Raw genomic sequence first — 20675 nt, forward strand, 5'->3', positions numbered from 1 at the left:
CGTCAATAGCAGGGTCTTCTGGGGGTTCCGGCTCATTTTTGCCAGGGATCCGCATGGCTACCTCTCCAATCGATGACCTGGTCGCGGCCAATTGGGAGCAAACGGCTATCAGGGATTGAACGCCCGATGCGCTCAGTTAGTGCAGGTGACGCTAAGTCTGTGAGCGGTACCTGACAACACTTACGTGAAGGTAATATGACGCTGTTCAAATGGTGAACAAAGAATTGGGGTGATATTCAAAAGACACACCTACGGGTAGCGCTACCGTTGCTTGCGGAGTGCCACTCATCAGCCCGGTCCGGGGCGTTTTCGATGATCTGGGCATTTCGTGCTGTTTTTACGGTTCGCGGAGGTGCCTGCGAACGACCACGTTGTCGAACCAAGAGGTGCCACCACACCGCCGTACAAACGGCCTGGATGTCGATCCTCCGCACACCGACTCACGTCCTGTTCGGCGCCTTCCAAGCCGATCACGTGCCTTTCGTAGCAAGTTCGCGCTGTCGTATGGTTCGAGATGTGCCCTCATCCGGCGGCGACTCACCGCGTCCCGACTCAGAGCACCGTGAGCAGGGCGGCTACGACATTACCGACGAGTACGACATGCCTGCCGAGGTCGACGCGACGTTCCGCACGCTGCGGCGGGTCGCGTTCGGCTACTTCGCGCTCTTCGTGGTCGTGGTCGCCGCCGTACCCGGGTTGACGCTCGCGCTGGACTGGTGGTCGCAAGGGCGGCTCGTCGGCGGCATGAGCCCCAGCTTCGTCATGGCCGCGTTCGGGCTCTACGTCTTCTTCTTCGCACTGGCCGTCGCCGCGGCCACCCTCGCCAACGCCGTCGAGGACCGCATGCTCGGCGGCCCCGAACGGGAGCACCCCGAGCAACGGGGCGACGCGCCATGATCACGGCGAGCATCATCGGGCTGGCCGCCCTGCTACTCGTCGTGCTCGGCATCGCGCTGGTCCTCCAGCCGCGCGGTGCGTCCACTCTGGATTTCTACCTGGCAGGCAGGCGCGTCGGGGTCGTCACCAACGCCTGCGCCATCTGCGGCGACTACTTCTCGGCGGCCTCGTTCCTGGGGGTCGCCGCTGCCGTGTACGTCTCCGGTCTCGACGGCGTCTGGTACGCGACGGGATTCGCGGCGGGATTCATCCCCGTGCTGCTGTTCGTGGCGGCGCCGCTGCGGCGGTTCGGGGAGTTCTCCATCCCCGACTTCCTGGGACGCAGGCTCACCTCGGACCGGGTGCGACTGACCGCCGTCTGCGTCGTGCAGCTGATCATCCTGTCCTACCTGGTGCCGCAGGCCGTCGGGAGCGGGATCACCTGGGAGTTGCTCGTCGGGCACGGCATCGCCGGGCTGAGCCCGTACGCGACGGGGGTGATCGTGTCCACCGCAGCCATCACCGCGCTCGTCGCGCTCGGCGGGATGCGCGGCACCACCTGGACACAGGCTGTGCAGTTCCTCGTGCTGCTGTGCGCGTTCATCTGGCTGACCGTCGCCGCGATCGGCTCGGGATTCCACTACCCAGAGGCCGTCGACAGGCTCAGCGAACAGCCGCTGACCAACCCGACCGCCACCGAGGAGGGGCAGTGGCACCTGGAAACGGAGCAGGACCGCATCGACGGCGAGGACCCGGCCACCTTCGGTGAGCCCGGCGCCCGCTACGGCAGCCTCGGGCAGTTCGCACTGATCATCACCCTCATCATGGGCACAGCGGGCCTGCCGCACATCATGAACCGGTACTTCACCAGCCCCACCGGCCTCGCCGCACGCATGACGACGGTGTGGGTGCTCGGTCTGGCCAGCCTGTTCTACGCGCTGGCCGTGCTGCTGGGTACGGCAGCGCGCTCGCTCATCCCCGGAGCCGCCGCCGAGCACGCCTGGATGGAGGAGCTGACCGTCGACGGTGTGCTGAAGGTGCCCGAGCACGCGCTGCTCGTCCTCGGCCGGGTGTACGGCGGGGAGATCGGGCTCGGGTTCATCGCAAGCGGCGCGCTGATCGCGGTCATGTCCACCATCGCGGGCCTCCTGCTGGCCTCGGCCGCGTCCTGGGGGCACGACGTCTACGAGCGGCACATCAACCCGCACGCCTCGCAACGCCAGGCGGTGTGGGCCGGCCGTGGCGCGGTCGTGCTCGTCGCGGTTCTCTCGGCGGCGGTCGCGGTCGGCCTGCGGCCCGACTCGCTGACCGCGCTGTTGCCTTCGATCGTGGCCACCATGGTGACCTGGGCATTCGCGCTCGCCGGGTCCGCGCTGACCCCGGTGTTCATCCTGACCATCTGGTGGCAACGCACCACAGCGCCCGCCGCGATCACCGGCATGATCACCGGTGCGCTCACGGCGATCACCATGTTCGCGCTCGGTACCGTCTACGGCGACGCGGGACTCAGCGAGATGCTGCTCACCCCGACCATCGTGGCCGCACCGCTGTCGGCGGTGGTCACCGTGGTCGTCTCCCGCTTCACCACCACCCCGGCCGAGCTGGACCGGCTGTGGCTCAAGCTGCACGGCACCGCCGCCGACCGGCACACGTTACGGCTGGCCAGGCTTACCATCACAGGCGTGACCAGGCGGTCGAAGGAGGCACCATGACGGGGGTGAACCGGGCGCCTGCCGCGCGCCGGCTCGGCGGTGGCGCCCTGAGCAACGGCAGTCTCCCGCTCGCAGCCGCTCTCGCCGTGGCCTGGGGACTGGTCTACCTGATCACGCAGGTTATCGCCGCCCCGCCGCTCGGCGTCGGTACCACACTGCTGATCGGCGTGGGTCTGACGCTGCTGCTGACGGTCGGCTACCCCTCGGCGCTGCGCGGGCCGCGCGGCGCGCGGCTGGTCCCGCGACAGCAGGGCAAGCAAGGCGCGATCAACCGGCCCGGGCAGACCATCGCCGCCGTCGGCAGGTCGATCCCGCTACGATCCGGCCTGACGTCCGAGGCCGCGCAGCGCACCGCACAGCTGCTCCACCCCCTGCTCGGCGGCGACTCGGTGGCGATAACCGACCGGCACAAGGTGCTCGCGTTCCTCGGCCCCGGTTCGGACCACCACACCGTCGGGGACCCACCGCGCACCGACATCTCGGCGAAGGTCCTCGACCGCGCGAAGACGGTGATGGTGCGGCACCGCGCCAAGCTGGGCTGCCCGGAGCCGAGCTGCCCGCTGCAGACGGCGGTTGTCGCGCCGCTGGCGATCGGCAAGCGGGTGGTCGGTGCCTTGAAGGTGTACCGGCTGGACGAGACCCCACCGCCGCGTGGACTGGTCGAAGGCATGGCGGGGATCCTGTCGCTGCACCTCGAGCTGGCCGAGCTGGACCGGGAACGCAAACTCGCGGTGGATGCCAAGCTCGACGCGCTGCGTGCCCAGATCAACCCGCACTTCCTGTTCAACACGCTGAACACGATCGCGTCCAAGGCCCGCACCGACCCCGAAGAGGCCCGTCAGCTCCTGCTGCGACTGTCCGACTTCTTCCGTTACGCCGTCCGGCAGGACGGGCACTTCGCCGAGTTCGGTCAGGAGTACTTCTTCGTCCGCACCTACCTCTCGCTCGAGCAGGCCCGCTACGGGGATCGCTTGCGGGTACGCTACGACGTCGACCCCCAGGTACTGACCACCAACGTGCCGGTGCTGACCATCCAGCCGCTCGTGGAGAACGCCGTCAAGCACGGGCTGGCGAACAAGGTGGACGGAGGGACGGTGACGTTGAAGGCGCGAGTCGACCCGCTGACCCGGACCACCACCATCCAGGTGTCCGACGACGGAGTCGGTATCGAGGACGAGGAGCTCGAGAAGATCGTCTCGGGTGATGTCACAGCGGAAGGTGGCATCGGGTTGCGCAACATCTCCGAACGGCTCGACACGTTGTTCGGGGAGCGATACCGCTTCGACGTCCGGTCGACCGTTGGGCAAGGCACTGTTGTCGACCTGCGTATCCCCTTAGGGTAGGCCGATGCGCGCTCGCTGTCTCATCGTCGACGACGAGGCTCCCGCACGGGCCGAGTTGCGGTACCTGCTGGACACCTTCGAGCACGTCCAGGTCGTCGGCGAGGCAACCAACGCCGAGGAGGCGCTGACGCTGCTTCGCTCGCTGCACTACGACGTCGTGCTGCTGGACGTGCGGATGCCGGGCGGCACCGGCCTCGAGGTCGCGGCGGCGCTACGCGAGGCGACACACCGGCCGAAGATCATCTTCACCACTGCCTACCCGGACCACGCCGTCGAGGCGTTCGACCTGGAAGCTGTCGACTACCTGGTCAAACCCTTCGACGCGGAACGCCTCGGCAGGGCACTGGAACGCGCCCTCTCCGGCGCCCCGGACGAGAGCGAGCCGCAGCAACCCGCTACCGGTGGCGGCTCGCAGGGCGACGCGCTGGGGCGAATCCCCGTACAACGCGGCGACCGGACCGTACTGATCGACCAGTCGTCGATCGTCTACGCCAGCGCGGCACGCGGTTACTCGTACCTGCAGCTCGCCCAGGAACGGGTGCTGGTGAGCCTCTCGCTCAACGAGCTCGAACGCAGGCTGCGGGGGCACTTCTTCCGGGCGCACCGGTCGTACCTGGTCAACCTCGACCACATCACGGAGCTGGTGCCCGACTTCAAGGGCGCCCTCGTACTGGTGATGAACGACCACCAGCACAGCAAGGTCGAGGTCTCCCGCCGCCAGGCCCGCGAACTGCGCCGCCTCCTCGGCATGTAGGTGTGTGCTGAATGACGCTTTCAGTCCACGAGATGGACTGAAAGCGTCATTCAGCACAACACGGTGGTGGGGCGTGGTGAGGTCACCCGTGGACGCCACCGATCAGGCCGGGAAGCTGGGCGATCGAGTCGACGAACTCTCCTGTTGAGTCAACCACTCCCTCGGCGTTCTGGTCGGCGAACTTGCCCGTGCGCACCTGCACGGACCGTGCGCCGGCCGCGCGACCCCCGGCGACATCGCTGAGCGCGTCGTCCCCGAGGACGAGGCACTGGCCGACGTCGGCCCCCGCGGAGGCGGCAGCCAGAGCGAAGAACTCGGTGGACGGTTTGCCCAGTACCCGCGCCTGTGTGCCGGTGGAGTGCTCGAGCGCGGCGACGATCGCGCCCGCGTCGATGTGATCGCCGTCGGCGCGCTTGAAGTACCGGGACCGCTGCAGCGCGACCAGCTCGGCCCCCTCCCGCACCGCGCGGAACGCTTCGTCGAGTGCCTCGTAGCTGAGCACGTCCCGGCAGTCGCCGACGAGGACGTGCGTGTAGGGAGGTGACGTCACCAGACGGTCCAGCAAGCCGTGCACGGCGACGTTGACCAGCGGGTACACCCGCGCCTGGCGGTCAGCGTCGAACGCGGCCCGTGCCGCGGCGATCGGTGTGAAGACCTCGTCCTCCGAGACGTCGAGGCCGAAGCCGACGAGCTGGACCACGATCGTCGCAGGCGACCGCGAGTCGATGTTGGTCACGAAGCGTACCGGGATGTCCCGCTCACGCAGCCATGCCAGGGCCTCCGCAGCACCCGGGACGAGCCCGTCCCCGGAGTACACCGTCCCTTCGATATCGAGCAGTACGGCGCGGACCGTTGCAGCGGACATGCCCGGTCACCTCCACCACCGGCTGGCTCACACCCGTTCCTACTCAGCCAGCGTGCCCGTTCGCGCCCGGTTCCGCACACCGGCCGGATGGCGCGGATGGCTCAGCCGAGCACCCGCTGCTCGGTGCTGGCCAACTCACGCCAGGCGAGACGGAGCCGCCGGATACCGTCCTGCACGGTGTCCCACGGGCGATCCACGCAGATCCGGATCCGGGAGCTCGGTGCGCGGGCGGGAACAGCGATGCTGCCCGGGGCGACGTGGGCCCCATGGCGGGCGGCCAGCGGGACGTAGGAACCGGTGTCGGCCACCGGCAACGCGACCCACAGGACCGACCCACCGGCAGGTTCGGTGACCGTCCAGTCCGGGAGCTCGGTACGCAGGTACTCCACGGCCCGTCCGACGATCTCGCTCAGGCCCGCGCGCCGCCGCGCCGCGAGCTCGTCGAGCTGCGGGAGCAGCTGGAGCACGAGGAGCTGGGAGGGAACGGAGGGACCGAGATCGTTCGCCAGCCGCAGGTACATGGTCCGCTCGATGAAGGCCTCCGGGGCGCGCAACCACCCCACACGCAGGCCACCCCACGCGACCTTGCTGAACGAACCCGCACTGACGACCGTGGCGCTGCGGCACAGGTCGGCCAGCTCGACGGGCATGGGGCCCGCGAAGGCGAGCTCGGCCAGCGCGCGATCCTCCACGACGGTCGTGTCGTGCCGGTCGCACACCGCCGCCAGCGCTCGCAACCGCTCGGACGTCGGCACAAGACCGGTGGGGTTGTGCGGCCCGTTCTGCGTGTAGATCGCTACCGGCCGGTGCTCGGCGAGGGCGCGGTCGAGCTCCTCGGGAACCAGTCCCGCGCCGTCGGTACGCACCGGGACGGGGCGGGCTCCGAGGGAGTCGATGATGTCGAAAACACCGGGATAGCTGGTGTCCTCGACGACGACAGGGGTGTTCCGGGTGGCTACCGCGCCCAAGGCCAACGAGACGGCCTGGTGACCGCCCGCGGTGACGTGGACCTGGTCCGGGGTGGTGGGCCTGCCCCGCTCGCTGTCGTGGTCGGCAAGCGCGGCGCGCAGGGCAGGCAGGCCGAGCGGCTGCACGCCCGGCCCACCGCCTGCCAGCAGGGTGGCGACATCGACCTGCAACGGGGGCAGATGCGCGGCGTCCAGCGGGTTGCCCGCCGCCAGGTCGATACCCTGCGCGGTGGAGAAGTGCTCCGCGATCCTGGTGCCCGAGATGGCCGGGGCGTACCGGTTGCACACCCTGGTGCCGCTGCCCTGGCGCGACTCCACCAGGCCTTCGGCGCGCAACTCGTCGAGCGCGGCAGTCACCGTCGAGCGGCTGATCGCCAGGGCTGACGCGATCGCGCGCTCGGCAGGCAGCAACGTGCCGTCGGACAGCATCCCTGACTGCACACCGCGCCGGACGGCATGGGCGAGTCGCTGTGCCAAGGTCCCGTGGTCGGCATCGGTCCAGCCGGCCAGTACCGAGCCGAGTTCCTCACTGTTCATGACACGGAACTCCAATTGGAGTGTCGATTTACATACCAATCATGCTCGATTGGATCGTGATCTGGCAAGCGATGGCGGTCATGCTGTGGAGGACCCTGGAGGTGTACCACCGATGTTCGCTCCCTACTGCCCTACCTGCCGTAGCCGGATACTGCTGGGAACCCGGCGCATCGTTCGCATCGCGTGGGACGGCACGGCCGACCCCTGCGTCGTGCTGCGTTGCTTCTGCGGCACGCTCGTGCACGCCGACGCGCAGCCACCCGCGGCAGGCTCCGAGCCGGCACATCGGCCCGCAGCCGAGGTCCCGGAGCAGCAGCCGGGCGGTACTCGTGAGCCGGGGCAGGTGGACGTCGGCGGTCACCGGTAGCCGCGCCCCATCCAGAGGCTCTCCCTGCGTCAGCACCACCCCGCCGCTACCGACCTCCTGCCACCGAGTGCGTCTGGACCGGTTTCCTGGCCAGCACGAACCCCTGTGGTGTCTCCTCGGGGAAGTCCCCGTCGTCATCGGGCTCGCGCAGAAGCCGGGCCCGGACGACCAACCCGGCCTGGTTCAGGAGTTCGGCGACGTACTCCGGCTGCCGTCGGTAGAAGTCGAGCGAGATCTCGTGGCCTGCAGCCTCGGTTCGGTGCTTGATCTCGTCGCCCACCTGGAAGGCGAGCTGGACGTAACCGCCGGGCGCCAAGACTCGATGGAACTCGGCGAAGACGCCCGGCAGGCACTCGTCCGGGACATGAATGATCGAGTACCAGGCCACGATGCCACCGAGCGCACCGTCTTCGTGATCCAGAGCCAGCATCGATCCTTCGTCGAAGCGCAGTGCCGGGTATCTCCTTCGCGCCACAGCGATCATCCGCGGCGACAGATCCATGCCGAACACCGACAGGCCAAGACTGTCCAGATGCGCGGTCACCCGTCCGGGGCCACATCCGATGTCGGCCACGGGTCCGTCCGCGGCCCGCGCGAGCTCGGCGAACCCACCGAGCACGGCGCGGTCCAACGGCTTGACCGCCAATTCGTCACGGATCCACTCGGCGTAGTCGCCGGCCACAGTGTCATAGGACCACCGGCTGCGCTGCACGAAGTCGGGCTCAGTCACAAACAGGCATCCTAAGCGGCCCGACCAGGCACGTAACCGCGAGAGCGGTCCCCTCGCGCGGAATCGTCGCGCACGAGCCCCCGCTGGACGAGCTGCTCGATGACCGCGAACAGCTCCACGCGCAGACCGACGACATCGTCGCCACTCATCTCGCCGGGGACCTCACGGGGGCCTGGCGGAAGTTCCTCGACCAGGCCAACGTCGTCCTGCCGGATGGCGCGTTCGAGGAGATGTTCACAGGGGAACGCGACCCGCGGCAACTCGCGGACGAACACTTCTGGTTCGCCCGCGAGCTCCGCGCGACCACCCACTGGCGGCCCGACCTCGCCGCGCTGCGTTCAGCGCCGACGCGCATCGTGGTCGGTATCGGCGAGGAGTCGAGCGGGGAGCTCTGTGACCGGACGTCACGCGCCCTGGCCTCGGCGCTCGGCATCGACCCCACGAGCTTTCCCGGCGGCCACATCGGCTTCGCCGAGGATCCCGACGGGTTCGAGCCCCGGCTGCGCGCGGTCCTGCAGGGCAACTGAGTCAACCAGCGGTCCCATGGGGAGCCCAAGGTGACCTCGGTTCCATAGAGGGAGCCGAACGTTACATCGGGCTCTCCCCTGGCCCGACGCCGTCGCCGGCCGCCCGAGTCGCTGCGAAGGTCACGGCTGCCGCGCTTACCGCACCCACCAGCGTGAGTGTGATCAAGTACCGGGGGCCCAAGCCGTTGTCCACGGGCAGCCCCAGGAACCCGATCGCCGCCGGAACGGCGACCGCGACTCCCGACGCCGTCGCCGGCCGAGCGGCTCCGGCACGACGCAGCAGCCGCCTGCCGAGCCACCACAGGCCGACCAGGACCCCGAGCAGCAGCACCAGCAGGACGTACTGACCGACGTGTGCACGTGTTTCGTAGCCGAGCATCATCGGCCCGATCGTCAGAAAGAGCAACGCGTAGATGCCGATCAGCGCGGCCGGTGCGGGCCAGGCCGCGCCGGCCAACGCCGCGACAGCGACCGGTCGCCACCCTCTCGCAGGGCGCGCACCACCGGAACCCGACGGCATGTCCCCCATCGTTCATCCCCTCCCCGCATGCGGCGGGATCTCACCGTTGCGGATCCGGCCCGAGCGTTCGGCACGTCGCCAACCGCGTGGCGTCTCGACGTCCCGTTCGGTGCGATGATGCCCCGCCGTCCGGGGCTACTGGTAGCGGCTGCGGGACCCGATCAGCAAGCGATACAGGCCCAGGATGGCCAGGGAACCTGCGATAGCCAGTCCCCAGGTCCGGATGTCGAAGAACGTCCCGAGACCGACGTTGAACGCCGCCTGGCCGATCCATCCACCGAGCAGCGCTCCCCCGATGCCCAGGAGGATCGTGATGATGCACCCGCCGGGGTCCTTGCCCGGCATGAGCATCTTCGCGATGGCTCCAGCGATCAGTCCCAGAACGATCCAACCGATGATTCCCACTGGCAGTGTCCTTCCATCCCGGTCGAGGTGCACGGACCGAACGAGCGATGACAGGTGCAGTCTCGCAAACCCGTACGGTACCCGCACCCGCCCGGTGAACGAGGCGTGACGCCCGGCTCACGAGCGGCCTCGTCATCGGATGGGATGCGCCCGCGTCGCGTTCCGTGATGGGATGGCGCCACACGGTCGAGACACGGCGCGCAGGAGGCGATGTGGGATACGCCTACGTGGTCGGGACGTTCGACACCAAAGGCACCGAGCTCACGTACGTCGCGGAGCTGATCACCGCGGCGGGAGTAGCGGCCCGCACCGTGGACCTCGCCCCGACCGGGGCGCGTTCCGAGGCGGACGTGCCGGCAACCGAGGTCGCCGCCTGCCACCCCGACGGCGCCGACGCGGTCTTCACCAGCGACCGAGGCAGCGCCGTCGCTGCCATGACCATCGCGTTCGGCAGGTACCTCGCCGGTCGCGGGGACGTCGACGGGGTCATCGGTCTCGGCGGTTCCGGCGGTACCGCGCTGATCACACCCGCGATGCGGGCGCTGCCCGTCGGTGTCCCCAAGGTCATGGTCTCCACCGTGGCTTCCGGGGACACATCCCGCTACGTCGAGGGCAGCGACATCGCCATGGTGCACTCGGTCACCGACGTCGCGGGCCTGAACCGCATCTCGCGCCGGGTGCTCGGCAACGCCGCCCACGCCCTGGCCGGCGCCTGCGCGCACCCCGTCCCGGTCAGCGACGACCGTCCCGCGATCGGGCTGACGATGTTCGGCGTGACGACGCCGTGCGTGAACACGGTGACCGAGCGGCTCGAGGACCGGTTCGACTGCCTGGTCTTCCACGCAACCGGTACCGGCGGCAAGGCCATGGAGAAGCTCGTCGACGACCGGCTGGTCACCGGTGTACTCGATATCAGCACCACCGAGGTGTGCGACCTCATCGCAGGCGGCGTGCTCAGTGCCGGTGAGGAGCGCCTGGACGCGATCGCCCGGACACGGGTGCCGTACGTCGGTTCCTGCGGCGCGCTCGACATGGTGAACTTCGGCGCACCGGACACCGTGCCCCAGCGGTACTCCGACCGGAACCTGTACCCGCACAACCCGCAGATCACGCTCATGCGCACCACCGAGGAGGAATGCGAGCGTATCGCCTCGTTCATCGCGGGCAAGCTCAACGCCTGCGACGGCCCTGTGCGTTTCCTGCTCCCGGAAGGCGGGGTCTCCGCTCTGGACAGTCCGGGCCAGCCGTTCCACGACCCGCGCGCCGATGAGGTGCTGTTCAGCACGCTGGAGCGCGAGGTCGAACAGACCGCCGACCGCCGCGTGCTGCGGTCACCGCACCACATCAACGACCCGGAGTTCGCCGCTGAGCTGGTGGCCGCTTTCGACGAGATCCACGACGCGCCGCGAGAGGGGAGCTGACGTGCCACGAGTGCCAAGGGACGAGCTGGTATCGCGATTCTCGGCGATGGCCGCGCGGGGCGAGACCATCGTGGGCGGTGGCGCGGGGACCGGCCTGTCCGCCAAGTGCGAGGAGGCGGGCGGGATCGACCTGATCGTCATCTACAACTCCGGGCGCTTCCGGATGGCCGGCCGCGGATCCCTGGCCGGGTTGCTCGCCTTCGGCAACGCCAACGACATCGTCGTGGAGATGGCCCCGGAGGTACTGCCGGTCGTGCGCCACACACCCGTGCTGGCCGGGGTCAACGCCACCGATCCCTTCCTGGACACCGACCGTTTCCTCGGCGAGCTGGCGCGGCTGGGCTTCTCCGGTGTGCAGAACTTCCCCACGGTCGGGCTGATCGACGGGACGTTCCGCGCCAACCTCGAAGAGACCGGGATGGGCTACCAGGCCGAAGTGGACATGGTCGCGGCTGCGCGCGAGGCGGGCATGTTCACCACCCCGTACGTGTTCTCCGCCGAGGACGCACGCGCGATGACGCGTGCGGGCGCCGACATGCTGGTGTGCCATATGGGGCTGACCACGGGCGGCACCATCGGCGCGGAGACCGGTAAGGGCCTGGACGACTGCGTCGCGCTCATCGACGAGTGGGCGGCCGCTGCCCGCGAGGTGCGTGAGGACGTGCTGGTGCTGTGCCACGGCGGACCCATCGCCATGCCCGAGGACGCCGCCTACGTGCTGGCGCGAACCAGCTACTGTCACGGCTTCTACGGAGCGAGCAGTATGGAACGCCTGCCCGTCGAACAGGCCCTTACCGAACAGACGCGGTCGTTCAAGCGGCTGCGGACCGAGCCGGACAACTGAGGAGCACCGATGCCGAAACCCTATGCCAGTGGAATCGTCCCCGCCGATGCGGACGCCGTCTGGGGCCTCGTGCGCGACTTCGACGGCCTGCCCTCCTGGCATCCGGCCATCGCGGGCAGTGAGATCGAGCCGGGCCCCCGAGCCGCCGAGATCGGCGCGGTGCGCAAGCTGGCACTGACCGACGGGAACACCGTACGCGAGCGGCTGGTGCGGCTGGACGACACCGAACGCGGCTACACCTACGACATCCTGGAAAGCCCGTTCCCGATCCGGGGCTACCGCGCGACGATCCGGGTGGCCCCGGTCACCTCGACCGGAGAGGCGTTCGTGGAATGGTGGTGCCACTTCGACGCCGATGCCACCGACGAGGCCGAGCTCGCCGACACCTTCGCGAACGGCGTGTTCGCGACCGGCATCACCTCGCTCGCCCAGAAGTTCGGGGCCGGTGAGCAATAGACCGCGTTCCGCCGATGGATTCGCGCCGTCGGGAGGGCCTGTACCGGTGACAGCCGCCGACCAGGGAGGCCTGTCATTGCGACGAGCACGCTCACCAGCGTCATGCTGGCCGGCACCGACCCTGACAAGCTCCGTTTCTGGCACGTCCAGGCGATGGATACCGGTCAAGCGTCACACGTCGAGCGCGGCCCGCACGATCGCCAGCGCTTCCTCCCGGTCGATACCGAGACCGTCGACGGCGCGGGCATACTCCGCTGCGTGCTCGGCGGCCTGGAGCCTGCTGCGGTCGCCGCTGGAGGAGACGAACGTGCCCGACCGTCCCCTCGTATCGATCATCCCCGCGGATTCCAGCTCGCGGTAGGCGCGGGCGGCGGTGTTGGCGGCGATGCCCAGCTCCGCAGCCAGTGCCCGCACCGTGGGCAGCTTGGTGCCGACGGCCAACGTGCCGTCGTTGATCTGCTGCGCCAGTTGTGCGCGCACTTGTTCGAACGGCGGGACTGCGGAGTCGCCGTGCACGGTGACGTTCATGGGCAGGCCGATCCTAGGTCACGGGTTGCAGCACTAGGGTAACACGATCGTTGGTACAAACCGCGACCCTCACTCGCCTACGCGCTGATCGTCGCTGGTAAGAAGGCTGCACTATTTCCGGGAAAGCTCCAACGAGCGCGGCGCTCCTGTGGCATTCTGTGCCAGGTCGGTGACTCGGGAGATCCAGCATGGGCGGCTACGAAGCGATTATCGGTGAGATCAGGCGGCGTGGCGAGGACGCCATCGACGTCGGCGAGGCCACCGCGAAGGTCGAGCTGGGCGAGGCCGCGGGTGGCATCGCCGCCGCGATGCCGGGCAGTGCCGAGACCCCCGGTGAAGCCGAGCAGCTGAGCGAGCACTGGGAGGGCGTGCTCCGCGACCTCGGCAGGCGCGTGTCCTCGTACGGCGACGACATGGTGCGAGCCGCCGAGCGGTACGAGGAGGAGGACGAGCCCGCAGCGGAGAACCTGCGCCTGCACACGCCCGGGCCAGGAGGTCCGGTGTGAACTGGGGCGACATCCGCGACTGGGATCCCGCGGTCCTGGAGAGCGCGGCCGAAGACCTCAAGGCCGCACTCGACCAGCTGCGGCGGCATGCGGAGGACCTCGGTGGCTCCCATCCCCGCGAGTGGATCGGCGAGGCCTCGCGAGCCGCGCGCACGAAGCGCGGTGAGCTGGTCGATGAGTACGAGGATGTCACACACGCCGCCGAGCCGGTGTGGAAGCAGCTACAAGACGCGGCGGATGCCATCACCGACCTGCATCGCGAGCAGGACGAGGCCGACGAGCTGGCCCGGCGTTACTTCTGGCGGATCACCGATGCCGGGGCGCTGGAGAGCACCCTGGACGGGGTGGAGCAGCTCGACCCCGAGTTCGCCCAGCTACGCCGGGACACCGCCCGCCAGCTGTCCGATGCCATCTCCGCCGTCGAGGACAAGGCCGGGGAGATCGATGCCGAGCTGGCTGCCGCGATGCGGCGTGCGCACTCGCCGACCGTGTTCACCGACGAGGACGGGGACAAGGACCGGTTGGCATTGCCCCCGTCCGGGACCGATCCCGCGCAAGTGAGCGAGTGGTGGCACGGCCTGTCGGCCGAGGAGCGTGCGGAGCTCATCCGCACCGAACCCGCCGCGATCGGCAACCTCGACGGCGTGCCGTACAGCGCCCGCCACGAGGCCAACGTCGCCCGCATCCCGGACGAGCGTGCGCGGTTGCAGGATCGGCTCGACGAGCTGCGGGCCGAGCGGAGCGAGCTACAACGTGGACCGCGCAGGAGCGAGACCTCCGAGCATCGCGAGTACGACGAACGCATCGAACGGGTCGAGAACAAGCTGGACGCGCTGGATGCACTTGATGGTCAGATCGTGGACGGCAACCAGGTACTAGCACTGGACACATCGGGGGCGGGAGTGCGTTCGGCTGTCGGAATCGGTGACGTCGACAGTGCGGCTAACCTGAGCGTGTATACCCCGGGGATGAACTCCGCTGTCGAGCGCAACATGGATCGCTACGTCGACGAGGTAGAGGAACTCAACCGCTACGCCAACAACATGCTTGACAAGGATCCTGCAAGACGAAATGAGACGGCAGCGAGCGTTGTATGGATGGACTACCACGCCCCGCAGACGGTGTCGAGCGTGCTGTCGGATTCCCGAGCGGGGGCGGGCGCCGAGCGGCTGGCGGGTTTCATGGACGGCATGCAGGCAACTCGTGCCGACGATCCGCCGCAACGCCTCGCCGGAGTCAGTCACTCCTACGGCACCACAACCATGGGGTTAGCGCTGAAACAGACTGACGCAGCGGATGCATTCGTCACGCAAGGTTCGCCCGGTTGGTACGGCAGTGAGGATCTCCAGGTACCTGAAACGGAACGGTTCAACCTCTCGGCCCGCGGGGACGCCGTCGCTGACTTCGGTGGCTTCGTTCATGGCGGCAACCCCAGCAATGATCCCTCTGTCCAGGAACTCTCCACCGACGACGCGGTAGCTCCCGACACAGGCGAGGAACTTCATGCTGTCACAGGCCACACTGACTACGCGATAGCCGACGAGGAGATGTCCACCAGCGAGTACAACACCGCGGCCGCGATCATTGGTCAGGAAAGCAACTACATCGACCAGCAGCTTCCCGAACAACCCGAGTTCCCCCACGGAGCGCCATGACCACTCGAATCGTCGCTGCCCTCTCGAGCACTGCCCTCATTGCGCTATCACTGGCCAACTGTACAAAGGATCCCACGGACACGAACGATATGAACCTAGACGAACAGTACGAACAGCTCGCACAGCGTCCCGATCGCGACGAAGCCAAGAATAACTACGAGTCCTTACAAGAAGACGTCCGTTCGGCACTCCGCGATAGATTCGAGTTACCCGAATGGGAAAAGGGAGGTAGCGAGGAGAGCGCAAGCCCGGCATGTACCGAGTTTCCGGAAATCGGGGGGTGGGACGCCGGCAAGGTCACATTGCAGAACTGGGTCACCGAAGAAAGCATCACGATAGATTCCTGGCCAGATGCGAAAGCGGCAGTACAGGATATCACGGGAGAGCACGGATTCGACCAGGTTACTCTCGACGTCGAACAGAGCGACAACTTGACCTACGAACTCATGGACAACTGGGGCGCCAAGCTCACCCTGATGTCGGGTCGAAGCTCCAACACAGTCGTTAGCATCCGGACCGGCTGCCACCTACGTCCCGAGGCCAAGGAGCGCGGCAGGCCCATCTCGAAGGAGGAGCGTCGCGAGATGCCTGAGGAATCCCGCTGACGTAACCCGTGGCAGCGCATGGTCCCGTGGCGACCACCAACCGACGACCCAACCGCGAACCATCCCGCGAGTGACCTCGCACCCGCAGGCTCGTTGAGACAGCAGAATCCACGTCGGGCAACGGGCAACCAGCGAGGACGGAGGCCCCGGGATGTGGTCGACGCTCCGGGTGACACGACGGCGCTCTCGGGCGGTGGCGGTGGTACTCGCGATCGGTGTCGCGCTGTCCACCGTGCTCGCGGGAACGGCTTCGGCGCACGACGAACGGGTGGTCACGGAGCCGGAGAGCACCGGCTACCCCGACTACCGGGACACCGGGCCTTCCGTCGTGGTGTGCAAGCCGAACTCCGCCGACCTCATCCGCACGCTCCCGGCGCCGGTGCGCGAGCGCAACCTGGGGCTGCTGGAGCGCTGCCGCTTCAACCACATCCAGGAAGCGGTGAACTGGGTCGAGCACGAGGGCGAGCCCGGCACGCGGATCCAGGTACTGCCCGGCGTCTACCGGGAGGAGCCGAGCAGGACGGCACGCGCCGAGCGCCATGGTGCGCCGCTGGACCGGCCCGACCTCGCCGAGACGTGCGCACACGTCGCCGAGGACACCGACCACGGGGACGAGGCACTGACCTACGAGGAGCAGCTGACCTGCCCGCACCTGGAGAACCTGGTCGCCGTCCTCGGCGACAGCTCCCCCGGGGACGACTCGGTCGCCTGCGACAGCAGGCTGTGTGACCTGCAGATCGAAGGGACCGGAACCCGGCCGTACGACGTGGTCATCGACGGTGAGTTCGACACCTTCCTCAACGGCCTGCGCGCCGACCGGACCAGCGGGCTGTACCTCAGCAACTTCGCTACCCAGCACTTCGAGTTCAACGGCGTCTACCTGATCGAGACGAGCGGGGCCACCGTCGACCGGGTGGAGGGCAGCTTCAACCACGAGTACGGCTTCCTGAGCTTCGTGTCGTTCGTGCGCTACCAGAACTGCGGGGGCCAGGCCAACGGCGACTCGGCCATCTACCCTGGCGCCTCGCCCAACGTACTGGCCGGTTCCGGATTGATCTCCCGACAGGAACGACCGGAGTTCTCCACCGAGGTCCGCAACTGCCGCAGCCACCACAACGCCCTCGGCTACTCCGGGACGACCGGGAACTCGGTGCACGCCTACCGCAACGAGTTCGACCACAACTCCACCGGACTGGCCACCGACAGCCTGTTCCCCGGCCATCCCGGGACCCCGCAGAACCACGCGCTGTGGGAGGAGAACGTCTTCCACAGCAACAACGTCAACTACGCGGCCCGGCACGCCCAGCAGGGCCAGTGCACGGGACCGCTGGACGAGCGGGACTACGAGGACGGCGCCGTCTGCCCCGCGGTTCCCCTCCCCGTGGGGACTGGCCTGTTCATCGCGGGCGGCAACTTCAACTGGGTCAAGGGCAACGACTTCTACGACAACTGGCGTCAGGGCACCTACCAGCTCTGGGTCCCTGCCGAGCTGCGCGAGCAGGAGCCCGTCCCCGATGCGCACCTGCGCGACGTCTGCGGACCCGACGGCGGCCGGCCGTGCCCGCCGCAGGAGACCTCGCACTGGAACACCTACAGCGGCAACCGGATGGCAGGGAACGTTCCGCAGGGAACCACGCAACCCAACGGGGCCGACTTCGGCTGGGACCTGGAAGGTCAGGGCAACTGCTGGGCCCGGTCCGGTGACGACGCGAACACCTCGGCCGCGGGTGAGGTCACCTACTCCGGTATCGACACGACGATCGAGCAGGAAGACCTACCCGCCTTCCCCGGCTGCCGGGAGCGGGAGGCGACCTACTCGCCGGTGTCGACCAACGCGCTCGAGGCCGGCTGCATCGAGTACGACCCGAGCGACAACCCCGACCCGGCCGGATGCGACTGGTTCGACCCGCTTCCCGCTCCGGACGGGCGGCAACCGGCCTCCCCCACGCTCGAACGGCTCTCGCAGGGCGGCCCGGTGGGTGACTCGGTGCTCGCGTCCCAGGAGGGATACCCGACGGGCGCGCCGACAGTGGTGCTCGCCGCTGCCGAGGAACCGGCCGAGGCACTGGCCGCCGCACCACTGGCCCACGCGCGTGGCGGGCCGGTGCTGCTCACCTCCGGAGACCGGCTCGACGCCGAGACCGCCGAGGAGATCGAACGGCTGGGGGCGACCTCCGCCGTGCTGGTCGGCGACCGGGAGTCGCTGTCCCCGCGACTGGCCGCGGACCTGCGCCGGATGGGCTTCGGCGGTGACGACATCCAGCGCCTTGGTGGGTCGAGCCCCGCCGAGACCGCCGCGGAGATCGCGAGCAGCATGACCGCCACCGACGCCTTCGTCGTCCCGAACGACGGCTGGCGCGCCGCCGGCACCGTCGGCTCCGTGGCCGCGCTGCTGGAACGGCCGATACTGCTGTCCGGGCGGGACTCGCTGCCCGAACCGACCGGCGAGGTGCTCGCCCGGGGCGACATCGAGGCCGTCGACGTGGTCGGCGGTAGCGACGCCCTCAGCGACGGGGTGGTCGACGACCTGTCGACCCGTCTCGACGACGTCGAGCGCATCGGCGGCTCCGACCGCTACGAGCTCGCCCTGAACGTGGTCCGGTTCGCGCTCCAGGCCGGTGCCGACCCGACCGAGCTGTGGCTGGCGGGCGGGGACGACGCCGCGACCGGCGCCGCCGGTTCGGCAGCCGCCGTGGACGAAGGTGTCATGTTGCTGGCAGGTGACGGGGTCGGCGGCACCCCCACGGAGACGTGGCTGAACGAGACACCGAACCACCCCGAGGGTGGTGCCACGGTCGCCGACATCCTGGAACAGGTGCGCATCCTCGGTGACACCTCCCAGGTCGGCTCGGGTGTCACCACCGACCTGGAGGACGACTACGGCGCCTCACGGGGCGACGCCCGTGGCGACCGCAGCAGCGGAGCACCGCTGTGGCACGCGCGCATGCACGGCGGGGCGACCGGCTCCGCCGAGGTGCAGCGGGCCGTGGCCGGGGCGACCGCGCTGCGGCTGCGGGCAGCCGGGCTGGAGCCGGGCGAGACCTACACGGCGACGGTGCAGCGCGGCTCCTGCGACGCGGATTCACAGCCACTGACGTTCGACGGCGGCGAGGAGCTCGGCGCCGAGGTGACCGCGGACGCGCACGGGGTCGCCGTCGCCGACCGGACCGTGTACTCCAGCGCCGGCGACCCCGGGTCGGTCGCGCTGCGGCACGGTGGTTCCCGGGTCGCGTGCGCCGATCTGGGCTGACGGCGCCGGCGTCCTCAGCCACGACCACGCGGTGTGCAGGAAAGGGTTACTCGGCCGCTGCCGGTGCCGCACCGGGATCAGTGACGGTCGCTCATACGGAACGTCAGCGAGATCCGGCGGGCGCCGCCCAGGCCGGGTCCGCGCAGCACCGTCAGGCTCCCCGGCGTGGTGCGCCACTCCCGGGCCACCGTGCCGTCCCGGTCAGTGCAGAGAGCGAGCGGCGCCGAACCTTCCACCGTGAAGATCGCGACCAGTAGGCGATACCGCTTGCCGTCACGATGCACCCCGATGCCGCCCGCTTCAGCCGGGTAACGCTGCACGGTCGCCTCGTTCGGCTCCCACCCGGCGCCGCCGACATCCCCGCCCTGGTCACGCACGAGCCCGACGAGCTCCCGGCGTAGCCGGTCGATCGCGGGCCAGCCGGTGATGTCGTCGCCGTACACGAAGAACTGCCCGCCGTGCTGGCGCACGCCGTAGACACCCACGTGATCCGGCATCTCCTCGAACGGCGCGTCCCTGATCTCGCGGGCCAGCACCTCGCGGAACGGCTCCCCCAGGGCACACGACACGAAGACGCCACCGGAGCACGCCGCCTGGCGCAGCGGTTCACCGAGATCCAGCTCCGGGTGCAGCGCCCTCATAGTGACGATGGTGCCAGCTCAGGCGACCGGGTTGACCCGGACGACGGCCCTGAGGCTCACCAGTCCCGCCGACGCCCCGGCCATGCGGTAGCCGCCGAAGTCTGTTGCCGAAGCCTCCTGCCGCCGTTGCCGGACTCGGCCACTACCTTCGGTCTCATGGTCCACGCTCTCGCATCGCCTACCCTGCCGTCGCCAGTACCGAGCACGCACCACGCACGGCGGCCACGGTGAACCTGCTCCTCGGGCTCGGTGCCGCACTCGGGTACGGCGCAGGCGACTTCTTGGTGGGGCTGGCCGGGCGGCGCGGCGGCGTGTGGCCGGTGCTGGCGGGCACGCAAGTCATCGGCCTGCTCGCCGTACTGGTGGTGCTCCCGTTCGCTCCCGGGGCGTCTCCCGACCCCGCCGACCTCGCATGGGGCCTGGCCGCTGGGCTCGGCAAGGGAGCGGGCGCGCTGTTCCTGCTGCGGGGCATGCTGATCGGGCGGATGAACGTGGTGGCCCCGGTCAGCTCACTGTCCGGGGCGGGACTGCCGATCCTCGCGGCGTTGCTGCTCGGTGAGCGCCCCACACTGCTCGCGTGGGCGGGAGTGGCGCTGGGGCTGCTGGCGATCGGTCTCGTCTCGGCGGGCGGTGAGCAGGCCCGGGCAGGCAGGCTCGGCGGTCGTCTCGCGGCCGGCTTCGGGTTCGGTCTCGCGGCGGGAGGCGGCTTCGCGACGCTCTATCTCGCGCTCGACCGCACCAGCGGCGACAGCGGGATCTGGCCGGTGCTGGCCGCCCAGTGTGCGGTCGCCGCGATCTTCCTGCTCCTTCTGATCGTCAGTGGACAGTCGTTCGTGCCTGCTCGGCCGTCCTGGGCACCGCTGGCCGGTGCGGGGGTGATCGGCACGCTTGCCACCGTGTCCTTCCTGCTCGGCACCCGTGCGGGACTGGTCAGCATCACCGCCGTGCTCGCCTCCCTGTCCCCGGCAGTCACCGTGTTGCTCGCCCGACTCGCGCTCGCCGAACGCCTCCCCGCGCGCCGAGCTGCGGGCCTGGTCGTGGCGATCGCCGCGCTGGTACTGATCGGACTGGGATAGACGCCGGGGACGGGAGCAAACGTGACAGTCGACCTGTCGACCGCCGGGCGTGGTGACTCGAGTCGATATATCGACTTATTCCGGTCAAG

At 69.0% G+C, this 20675-nt stretch carries 23 protein-coding genes; 14 read left to right on the forward strand and 9 right to left on the reverse strand.

Annotated elements, in window-relative coordinates; all coding sequences use genetic code 11:
* Positions 1 to 516: 516 nt before the first annotated feature.
* The 4 genes from CHB84_RS05495 to CHB84_RS05510 are packed head-to-tail and all read left to right on the forward strand — an operon-like array spanning position 517 to position 4685.
* Positions 517 to 897, forward strand: a complete 381-nt coding sequence (locus CHB84_RS05495; RefSeq protein WP_245818576.1) for a hypothetical protein — start codon at positions 517 to 519, stop codon at positions 895 to 897.
* Positions 894 to 2588 carry a solute symporter family protein gene (locus CHB84_RS05500; RefSeq protein WP_089300407.1) on the forward strand — a complete coding sequence of 565 codons (1695 nt, stop codon included), beginning with the start codon at positions 894 to 896 and terminating at the stop codon, positions 2586 to 2588. The genes CHB84_RS05495 and CHB84_RS05500 overlap by 4 nt, the downstream gene beginning before the upstream one ends.
* Positions 2585 to 3931 (forward strand): sensor histidine kinase, encoded by a 1347-nt coding sequence (locus CHB84_RS05505; protein WP_245818577.1) that lies wholly within the window; start codon positions 2585 to 2587, stop codon positions 3929 to 3931. The genes CHB84_RS05500 and CHB84_RS05505 overlap by 4 nt, the downstream gene beginning before the upstream one ends.
* 4 nt (positions 3932 to 3935) lie before the next feature.
* Complete coding sequence (locus CHB84_RS05510; RefSeq protein ID WP_089300408.1) at positions 3936 to 4685, forward strand: LytR/AlgR family response regulator transcription factor; 750 nt, start codon at positions 3936 to 3938, stop codon at positions 4683 to 4685.
* An 82-nt stretch (positions 4686 to 4767) separates the two neighbouring features.
* On the opposite strand, the gene CHB84_RS05515 is transcribed toward CHB84_RS05510, so the two are convergent.
* Complete coding sequence (locus CHB84_RS05515) at positions 4768 to 5550, reverse strand: TIGR01458 family HAD-type hydrolase (RefSeq protein WP_089300409.1); 783 nt, start codon at positions 5548 to 5550, stop codon at positions 4768 to 4770.
* Positions 5551 to 5651: 101 nt separating this feature from the next.
* Positions 5652 to 7055 carry an aminotransferase-like domain-containing protein gene (locus tag CHB84_RS05520; RefSeq protein WP_141134581.1) on the reverse strand — a complete coding sequence of 468 codons (1404 nt, stop codon included), beginning with the start codon at positions 7053 to 7055 and terminating at the stop codon, positions 5652 to 5654.
* 112 nt (positions 7056 to 7167) lie between these two features.
* Between CHB84_RS05520 and CHB84_RS05525 the strand changes: the two genes are divergently transcribed.
* On the forward strand, positions 7168 to 7422 hold the full coding sequence (locus tag CHB84_RS05525) for a hypothetical protein (protein WP_089300411.1): 255 nt from the start codon (positions 7168 to 7170) through the stop codon (positions 7420 to 7422).
* Between the two features lie 46 nt (positions 7423 to 7468).
* Here CHB84_RS05525 and CHB84_RS05530 read toward each other — a convergent pair whose 3' ends face one another.
* Together CHB84_RS05530 and CHB84_RS22755 are read right to left on the reverse strand one after the other, a co-directional pair.
* The gene (locus CHB84_RS05530) at positions 7469 to 8152 is read right to left on the reverse strand and encodes a class I SAM-dependent DNA methyltransferase (RefSeq protein WP_089300412.1); all 684 of its coding nucleotides are present in this window, start codon (positions 8150 to 8152) and stop codon (positions 7469 to 7471) included.
* 11 nt (positions 8153 to 8163) lie between these two features.
* Positions 8164 to 8301, reverse strand: coding sequence for a hypothetical protein (locus CHB84_RS22755; RefSeq protein WP_176439793.1), 138 nt, complete (start codon positions 8299 to 8301; stop codon positions 8164 to 8166).
* A gap of 81 nt (positions 8302 to 8382) precedes the next feature.
* Here CHB84_RS22755 and CHB84_RS05535 point away from each other — a divergent pair, with 81 nt between their 5' ends.
* Complete coding sequence (locus CHB84_RS05535) at positions 8383 to 8679, forward strand: hypothetical protein (protein WP_089300413.1); 297 nt, start codon at positions 8383 to 8385, stop codon at positions 8677 to 8679.
* A 61-nt stretch (positions 8680 to 8740) separates the two neighbouring features.
* Here CHB84_RS05535 and CHB84_RS05540 read toward each other — a convergent pair whose 3' ends face one another.
* Both CHB84_RS05540 and CHB84_RS05545 read right to left on the reverse strand, forming a co-directional pair.
* On the reverse strand, positions 8741 to 9199 hold the full coding sequence (locus tag CHB84_RS05540; protein ID WP_089300414.1) for a hypothetical protein: 459 nt from the start codon (positions 9197 to 9199) through the stop codon (positions 8741 to 8743).
* Positions 9200 to 9334: 135 nt separating this feature from the next.
* Positions 9335 to 9604 carry a GlsB/YeaQ/YmgE family stress response membrane protein gene (locus tag CHB84_RS05545; protein ID WP_089300415.1) on the reverse strand — a complete coding sequence of 90 codons (270 nt, stop codon included), beginning with the start codon at positions 9602 to 9604 and terminating at the stop codon, positions 9335 to 9337.
* A 212-nt stretch (positions 9605 to 9816) separates the two neighbouring features.
* On the opposite strand from CHB84_RS05545, the gene CHB84_RS05550 reads away from it, so the two are divergent.
* The 3 genes from CHB84_RS05550 to CHB84_RS05560 are packed head-to-tail and all read left to right on the forward strand — an operon-like array spanning position 9817 to position 12325.
* Positions 9817 to 11025 carry a Tm-1-like ATP-binding domain-containing protein gene (locus CHB84_RS05550; RefSeq protein ID WP_176439794.1) on the forward strand — a complete coding sequence of 403 codons (1209 nt, stop codon included), beginning with the start codon at positions 9817 to 9819 and terminating at the stop codon, positions 11023 to 11025.
* 1 nt (position 11026) lies between these two features.
* The gene (locus tag CHB84_RS05555) at positions 11027 to 11869 is read left to right on the forward strand and encodes a phosphoenolpyruvate hydrolase family protein (RefSeq protein WP_089300417.1); all 843 of its coding nucleotides are present in this window, start codon (positions 11027 to 11029) and stop codon (positions 11867 to 11869) included.
* A gap of 9 nt (positions 11870 to 11878) precedes the next feature.
* Positions 11879 to 12325, forward strand: a complete 447-nt coding sequence (locus CHB84_RS05560) for an SRPBCC family protein (protein WP_089300418.1) — start codon at positions 11879 to 11881, stop codon at positions 12323 to 12325.
* A gap of 171 nt (positions 12326 to 12496) precedes the next feature.
* Here CHB84_RS05560 and CHB84_RS05565 read toward each other — a convergent pair whose 3' ends face one another.
* Complete coding sequence (locus CHB84_RS05565) at positions 12497 to 12853, reverse strand: GntR family transcriptional regulator (RefSeq protein WP_089300419.1); 357 nt, start codon at positions 12851 to 12853, stop codon at positions 12497 to 12499.
* A 188-nt stretch (positions 12854 to 13041) separates the two neighbouring features.
* On the opposite strand from CHB84_RS05565, the gene CHB84_RS05570 reads away from it, so the two are divergent.
* From CHB84_RS05570 to CHB84_RS05585, 4 genes are all read left to right on the forward strand, one after another.
* Positions 13042 to 13359 (forward strand): hypothetical protein, encoded by a 318-nt coding sequence (locus CHB84_RS05570; RefSeq protein ID WP_089300420.1) that lies wholly within the window; start codon positions 13042 to 13044, stop codon positions 13357 to 13359.
* Entirely contained in the window at positions 13356 to 15014 is a 1659-nt protein-coding gene (locus CHB84_RS05575) for an alpha/beta hydrolase (protein WP_089300421.1), read from the forward strand. The genes CHB84_RS05570 and CHB84_RS05575 overlap by 4 nt, the downstream gene beginning before the upstream one ends.
* The gene (locus tag CHB84_RS05580) at positions 15011 to 15619 is read left to right on the forward strand and encodes an LppA family lipoprotein (protein ID WP_089300422.1); all 609 of its coding nucleotides are present in this window, start codon (positions 15011 to 15013) and stop codon (positions 15617 to 15619) included. Before CHB84_RS05575 ends, CHB84_RS05580 begins: the two co-directional genes overlap by 4 nt.
* 193 nt (positions 15620 to 15812) lie before the next feature.
* Positions 15813 to 18869, forward strand: a complete 3057-nt coding sequence (locus tag CHB84_RS05585; RefSeq protein ID WP_141134582.1) for a cell wall-binding repeat-containing protein — start codon at positions 15813 to 15815, stop codon at positions 18867 to 18869.
* A gap of 77 nt (positions 18870 to 18946) precedes the next feature.
* Here the strand turns inward: CHB84_RS05585 and CHB84_RS05590 are convergent, their stop codons facing one another.
* Both CHB84_RS05590 and CHB84_RS22760 read right to left on the reverse strand, forming a co-directional pair.
* A complete protein-coding gene (locus CHB84_RS05590) occupies positions 18947 to 19510 on the reverse strand; it encodes a 2OG-Fe(II) oxygenase family protein (RefSeq protein ID WP_089300424.1) in 564 nt (187 codons plus the stop codon).
* A gap of 18 nt (positions 19511 to 19528) precedes the next feature.
* Positions 19529 to 19675, reverse strand: coding sequence for a hypothetical protein (locus tag CHB84_RS22760; RefSeq protein WP_176439795.1), 147 nt, complete (start codon positions 19673 to 19675; stop codon positions 19529 to 19531).
* A 62-nt stretch (positions 19676 to 19737) separates the two neighbouring features.
* Between CHB84_RS22760 and CHB84_RS05595 the strand changes: the two genes are divergently transcribed.
* Positions 19738 to 20586, forward strand: coding sequence for a DMT family transporter (locus tag CHB84_RS05595; protein ID WP_141134583.1), 849 nt, complete (start codon positions 19738 to 19740; stop codon positions 20584 to 20586).
* Positions 20587 to 20675: the final 89 nt, after the last annotated feature.

The organism is Haloechinothrix alba (assembly GCF_900188115.1).
Lineage (GTDB): Bacteria > Actinomycetota > Actinomycetes > Mycobacteriales > Pseudonocardiaceae > Haloechinothrix > Haloechinothrix alba.

Coding starts and splice junctions, on each gene's coding strand:
- CHB84_RS05500 (WP_089300407.1), top strand. CDS start 894: ATGATCACGGCGAGCATCATCGGGCTGGCCGCCCTGCTACTCGTCGTG.
- CHB84_RS05505 (WP_245818577.1), top strand. CDS start 2,585: ATGACGGGGGTGAACCGGGCGCCTGCCGCGCGCCGGCTCGGCGGTGGC.
- CHB84_RS05510 (WP_089300408.1), top strand. CDS start 3,936: ATGCGCGCTCGCTGTCTCATCGTCGACGACGAGGCTCCCGCACGGGCC.
- CHB84_RS05515 (WP_089300409.1), bottom strand. CDS start 5,550: ATGTCCGCTGCAACGGTCCGCGCCGTACTGCTCGATATCGAAGGGACG.
- CHB84_RS05520 (WP_141134581.1), bottom strand. CDS start 7,055: ATGAACAGTGAGGAACTCGGCTCGGTACTGGCCGGCTGGACCGATGCC.
- CHB84_RS05525 (WP_089300411.1), top strand. CDS start 7,168: ATGTTCGCTCCCTACTGCCCTACCTGCCGTAGCCGGATACTGCTGGGA.
- CHB84_RS22755 (WP_176439793.1), bottom strand. CDS start 8,301: ATGAGTGGCGACGATGTCGTCGGTCTGCGCGTGGAGCTGTTCGCGGTC.
- CHB84_RS05535 (WP_089300413.1), top strand. CDS start 8,383: ATGTTCACAGGGGAACGCGACCCGCGGCAACTCGCGGACGAACACTTC.
- CHB84_RS05540 (WP_089300414.1), bottom strand. CDS start 9,199: ATGCCGTCGGGTTCCGGTGGTGCGCGCCCTGCGAGAGGGTGGCGACCG.
- CHB84_RS05560 (WP_089300418.1), top strand. CDS start 11,879: ATGCCGAAACCCTATGCCAGTGGAATCGTCCCCGCCGATGCGGACGCC.
- CHB84_RS05565 (WP_089300419.1), bottom strand. CDS start 12,853: ATGAACGTCACCGTGCACGGCGACTCCGCAGTCCCGCCGTTCGAACAA.
- CHB84_RS05570 (WP_089300420.1), top strand. CDS start 13,042: ATGGGCGGCTACGAAGCGATTATCGGTGAGATCAGGCGGCGTGGCGAG.
- CHB84_RS05580 (WP_089300422.1), top strand. CDS start 15,011: ATGACCACTCGAATCGTCGCTGCCCTCTCGAGCACTGCCCTCATTGCG.
- CHB84_RS05590 (WP_089300424.1), bottom strand. CDS start 19,510: ATGAGGGCGCTGCACCCGGAGCTGGATCTCGGTGAACCGCTGCGCCAG.